Raw genomic sequence first — 5,140 nt, 5'->3', positions numbered from 1 at the left:
CTCCAGGGGTCATGCGGCCAAGCCACGGCTGATGCATAGGGATCAGCCATTCCGCCATCAGAACACTCTCTGACGGCCAACTCAGTTCGACATGTAGACGATCTTGCGATCCTTCATCGACACGATAACCGGTTGTTTATCCACATAGACGTAGCCGTAGTCCGGACTATCGGGGATCGGCACCAGTTTGACGTCCGCTGGTACCGCAGTGCCAACCGCAATATCACCCTCGACGAGCACCGGATCGGTCGGATGAGCGATGACGTAGTCGCGCGCCGGCTGCGGAACCTCAACCACAACGGCATCCTGCGCGTAGACGCCACAAGACACCGCAAACATCACGGTTGTGGCAAGCAAGATTCGTTTCATGATTACTCTCCCTTGTGGAACCGTTCCCTTCGGCTGCCACAACTTATGGTCCTCAGCTTTGTTCCACCGGTGGCAATTTGCCAACGGATTTCAGACCTTTGCCGTTTCTGCATCAGACTTTCGTCCGATCCTGAACCGGCCCAAATCAGACTGAAGCCTGACACCGGAACGGCGCACCTGCGATCACGTTTGCCTGTCAGCTTTGCCTTCCACGTCGGACGAGCCTAGAGCGACGGACAGCAAAGCCGGACAACGACAATGTTTCCCGTGGCCTTTGCGCGGCTGTTGCGAACACTGGAACGGAAGAAAAACCTTGGCAGTTGGCAGCTGGATATGGAGCGGACATCATGAAACTTTTTGTTCTTCAAGCCGTTATTGCCTTTATGTCCGGGGCCAAAATCAAGCCGAAATCCATCGATAGGGCAAAACCACGTGACACCAAAAAGTCGCGCCAGGAAAAGGTATCGACTGTCGAAGTCGCGTCTGAGGCCGATGACCAGGGCGCGCCGCCGGATTTAATCCATCCGGATCCAGAACTGACACCTGAAGAGGCCGAGCAAGCGCGCAAGAGATACTTGCTGAGACGTTTCTGGATCAGCGCTCGCGGTTACTGGGGGCGCGGTGGCGACAGGCTCGCTTGGCTGTGCTCAATCGGGCTTTCGATCCTGATATGTATCAATGTTGGTTTCCAGTATGGGATCAATGTCTGGAACCGCGCAATTTTCGATGCAATTGAGCAACGCAATGCCAGCACCGTCTATTTCCTCAGTGCCGTTTTCGTGCCGCTCGTGCTCGGAAGCGGAAGCCTTGTCGTTGCACAAGTCTTCCTTCGTATGACGATTCAGCGCCGCTGGCGTTCTTGGCTCACGACGGCAGTTATCGCGCGATGGCTCGCAAACGGCCGTTACTATCAGTTGAACCTAGTCGGCGGCGACCACACGAACCCCGAAGCCCGCATCGCGGAGGATTTGCGGATTGCCACCGAATCGCCTGTCGATTTCATCGCTGGTGTCATCTCTGCATTTCTGTCGGCCTCGACCTTCATCGTGGTGCTCTGGACCATCGGCGGGGCACTCACCCTGACGATCGCAGGTTCGACCGTCACTGTTCCCGGTTTCCTCGTCATCACCGCGGTACTCTATGCCGCGATCACGTCCACCTCGATGGCGGTCATTGGCCGCCATTTCGTTCATCTCTCCGAGGAAAAAAATCAAGCGGAAGCCGAATTTCGCTACACGTTGACGCGCGTGCGGGAAAACGGCGAGAGTATCGCATTGCTTGGCGGCGAGAAGGAGGAGCGTAGCGGCATCGACAAAAAGTTCGCCAACGTGCTCGGGCGATGGGCGCTTCTTACAGGCCAGCACATGCGTACAGCGCTGGTTTCGCAGGGGTCGAGCCTGTTTGCGCCGGTCGTGCCGGTTTTGCTTTGCGCTCCGAAATTTCTTGAAGGCAGCATGACACTTGGACAGGTAATGCAGGCCGCCTCTGCCTTTGCCATCGTGCAAGGCGCGTTCGGATGGCTGGTCGACAACTACCCCCGTCTCGCTGATTGGAACGCCTGTGCACGGCGCATCGCCTCGCTGATGATGTCGCTCGACGGGCTCGAGCGCGCGGAACAGAGCGATGCTTTCGGACGCATCAGGCGCGGCGAAACTGAAGGCGACGCGGTGCTGAGCTTGAACAATCTCTCAGTGTCGCTTGACGACGGTACCGCCGTCGTCAAGGAAACCGAGGTCGTGATCGAACCAGGCGAGCGGGTGCTCGTGGCCGGCGAATCCGGTTCAGGCAAGAGCACGCTGGTACGGGCTGTCGCAGGTCTATGGCCGTGGGGTGACGGCAGTGTCAATTTCCACGCCGACAGACGATTGTTTATGTTACCGCAACGGCCTTACATCCCCGTGGGGACGCTTCGCCGTGCGGTCGCCTATCCTGCCGCCGCCGATAACTGGACGTTGAAAAAAATAAATGGCGCCCTCGGCAAGGTGGGACTCGATTACCTGAAAGACAAGATCGAAGAAGACGCGCCATGGGACCAGACCCTGTCGGGTGGCGAAAAACAGCGGCTCGCGTTCGCGCGCCTCCTGTTGCACACTCCCGATATCATCGTGCTGGATGAAGCAACCTCAGCACTTGATGAGAAGAGCCAGGAAAGGATGATGGAGATGCTCATCCACGAATTGCCCGAGGTCACGCTCATTAGCGTAGCGCATCGAGCCGAGCTGGAGGCCTTCCATACTCGCAAGATCACATTGGAGCGGCGCGAGGGCGGCGCAAAGCTTGTGAGCGATATCGATCTTGGCAAACGCAAGCGCAGACGGAACTTACTTGTGCGCCTTCTGAGGCAGCGAAAGAGACCGGCGCAGCCAATGTCTACAGCAGGATCATAGAAGGCCGATCAAAACAGCTTGGGCTGAGTTCGACGCCTTACTCGCGTTTTAGCTGGCGGAACATTGCCTTGCGTTAGACAGTTAAGAGCTCATAACGAGGAGGAATCGATATGAATGATCCAATACCTGTCCCAGAGCCAGAACCGCATCCGCCACTGCCGGACGATCCGCCTATCCACGACCCTGATAAGCCAGGACCAGTACGGCCATTGACGGAGCCACCGCTAATTCAAGTACCGGATGAGACACCCTTAGTGGAATCCCGATGAGGTGCGGGTACAGCCAAAGCATCGCGTCAGGATGGAAGGCTCTCGGCGACTGTACCTTTTTGCGGCGGAACAAGAACTATCACAAAATCAGACTCGTCATCGATCTGCTCGCGAGTGACGCTTTCGAATATACGTCAGTTTATGACTCCTCCTATGTTGGCTGTGTGCCCGTTTCAAATCGATGGTCGCACATTCAATAGCCAGGAGATGCCGATGACACAAAAATTCTTCATGACAGATGCGGAGATCGCGAAGGTACTGGGGTTTCGCGAGCAAGGGATCGAAGTGCTGTTCCAAGTGATGGAGCGGAGTGGCTTTCCGAAACGCGACGAACACTTTCCGAACTACAGGTACATGCCGGCCGTGAAGGCTTACTTCGATGAAGACTGCACGCTCGGCAAAATGTTCGTGATCGGTGGACCCGCAGACGATGGAGATATGCGATGGTAGATTTTCCCTTATTCAAAACCGATGCTGAAGTAGCTAAAGCGTTGGGAGTCACCACCCAAGAATTCAAAGACGCCGTCCAGAAGCTTGAGGCGAACCGTTTCCCGCCAAAGACCGATTTGTACAATCGGCGGCGGTATTGGCCTACTGTGATTGCTTTCTTCGATCGGGAGTATGGGTTGGAAAAGGCCGATTCCGAACCATCAAGGGACGGAGCGGAAAATTGGGGCTATCCAACGAAGAAGAGAAGGAAACCGCCAGGTACTAGACGTTATTTTTTCTTAAGCCGCACGCCGGGGCCTTCGCCGTTCTCAGCTACGAAGATAACGCCGGCGTCTTCTAAGGCGGCGGCGATGATCAACACCGTTTCATCTTTGAGCTTTTCGCCGCGCTCAAGCCGCGCGATCGTGTCGGGGGAAACATCCGCGAGTTTTGCCAACTCTCGGACTCCGAGCCCCAACGCCGCGCGCGCCATTCTGCACTGCAAATCGATCATTTCCGAACACCGTTACGATTTTAATTGACGAATAGTTAAATTCGAGATTATCGTATCACTGTTACGAATTTCTTACTAGGAGATAAGAAAATGCCGAAAACATTGATTCCGGCCACCGCCGAAGGTTTGCCTACAAAGACGATTACCGCCGACGCCGTTGGACGTATCCAGCAGGAAATAAATGGGCTCACATGCATGTCGAAAATTTTGGCGGATATGCTCGACGAGATGACTGATGGCCCGGTATCGCCACCGGACGCCTATGATTTGAAAATGGCATGTTTTGCTTGGAATGATGTCGTTGAGAGAGCTGTTCGCCTCGAAAAGACATTTGACGATGCTACTCGTAAAGTTGAGGTGCAGTCATGACCAACATTTCCGACGCCGCAATTACAGGCAGCTATGACGCTATGGCCCTCATTGGGATAACTATCGACGCGGTGGAAAAGCTCAGCGGATCGGCCGAAGCAAATCAGACAGAGATCGAAAATATCGCTCGCACACTGAAGCTGGTGCAGACGCTCGTGCAGTCGGGTCATGACGCGCTAGAGCTTGCGCAGCGCGACCGCGGCGAAACGCGGCCCGTTGTCGATCGGGAGAAGAACAGCACGCTATTGGACGCGTGTGATGATCTCACCCAGGCGCGGGATCTATTCGAGGCGGCTTGGATGGCTGCAAACGGGCTCAGTCAGCGCGAAGAGCGCAAGGCAATGACCGCGCTGCTACATCTCGGCAACAACACCATCGTTGCCGGCATGGAAAAGATCGATGAGTTCCGGTCAGCGGATGAGGACAGGTCATGAGCGCTGTAACCACGCAGACCCTCGACCAGTCGTACACAATCCTCGCGCTTATCGATGTATGCGCCGCAGCCGCGAGGAACATGAAAATGGCTACGATGGGCCGGGAACGACAACAAGCCTTGCCGGTAGCCTCGGGGAATGCCTAGACCACATGAAGGAACTGGCCGGACAACTCCATGATACCCTGGAACAAGCTGAAAAAGACGGCCGCGAGCTGCCGTCATAGCAAGATTTCGGGCCGGGATGATGCAATAGTTCCACGTTCCGGCCCGATCGTGGGGCAGGGACTTAGCTACACACCGAGGGAAAATGAGCAAGCAGTCAAACAAAGTGAAGTGGCCCGCCCTATTGAAGACATTCGAGGAGCCC

8 protein-coding genes are annotated in these 5,140 nt (G+C 55.6%); 6 read left to right on the top strand and 2 right to left on the bottom strand.

The window, feature by feature from the left end:
- Positions 1 to 81: 81 nt before the first annotated feature.
- Entirely contained in the window at positions 82 to 369 is a 288-nt protein-coding gene (locus ACXJ5O_RS18260; protein ID WP_457301129.1) for a DUF1236 domain-containing protein, read from the bottom strand.
- 383 nt (positions 370 to 752) lie between these two features.
- Between ACXJ5O_RS18260 and ACXJ5O_RS18255 the strand changes: the two genes are divergently transcribed.
- Both ACXJ5O_RS18255 and ACXJ5O_RS18250 read left to right on the top strand, forming a co-directional pair.
- The gene (locus ACXJ5O_RS18255; protein ID WP_457301130.1) at positions 753 to 2,756 is read left to right on the top strand and encodes an ABC transporter ATP-binding protein/permease; all 2,004 of its coding nucleotides are present in this window, start codon (positions 753 to 755) and stop codon (positions 2,754 to 2,756) included.
- Positions 2,757 to 3,238: 482 nt separating this feature from the next.
- Positions 3,239 to 3,475 (top strand): hypothetical protein, encoded by a 237-nt coding sequence (locus ACXJ5O_RS18250; protein ID WP_457301128.1) that lies wholly within the window; start codon positions 3,239 to 3,241, stop codon positions 3,473 to 3,475.
- A gap of 268 nt (positions 3,476 to 3,743) precedes the next feature.
- On the opposite strand, the gene ACXJ5O_RS18245 is transcribed toward ACXJ5O_RS18250, so the two are convergent.
- Positions 3,744 to 3,968, bottom strand: coding sequence for a helix-turn-helix domain-containing protein (locus ACXJ5O_RS18245; RefSeq protein WP_457301127.1), 225 nt, complete (start codon positions 3,966 to 3,968; stop codon positions 3,744 to 3,746).
- 90 nt (positions 3,969 to 4,058) lie between these two features.
- Between ACXJ5O_RS18245 and ACXJ5O_RS18240 the strand changes: the two genes are divergently transcribed.
- From ACXJ5O_RS18240 to ACXJ5O_RS18225, 4 genes are all read left to right on the top strand, one after another.
- A complete protein-coding gene (locus ACXJ5O_RS18240) occupies positions 4,059 to 4,337 on the top strand; it encodes a hypothetical protein (RefSeq protein ID WP_457301126.1) in 279 nt (92 codons plus the stop codon).
- Entirely contained in the window at positions 4,334 to 4,771 is a 438-nt protein-coding gene (locus ACXJ5O_RS18235) for a hypothetical protein (protein WP_457301125.1), read from the top strand. Before ACXJ5O_RS18240 ends, ACXJ5O_RS18235 begins: the two co-directional genes overlap by 4 nt.
- Entirely contained in the window at positions 4,768 to 4,917 is a 150-nt protein-coding gene (locus ACXJ5O_RS18230) for a hypothetical protein (RefSeq protein WP_457301124.1), read from the top strand. Before ACXJ5O_RS18235 ends, ACXJ5O_RS18230 begins: the two co-directional genes overlap by 4 nt.
- 30 nt (positions 4,918 to 4,947) lie before the next feature.
- Positions 4,948 to 5,140, top strand: a 193-nt coding sequence (locus tag ACXJ5O_RS18225) for a hypothetical protein (protein WP_457301123.1), incomplete at its 3' end; no start/stop codon positions are given.

This window comes from Phyllobacterium sp. P5_D12 (genome assembly GCF_054049495.1).
This window is presented reverse-complemented; position numbering and strand designations above follow the sequence as displayed.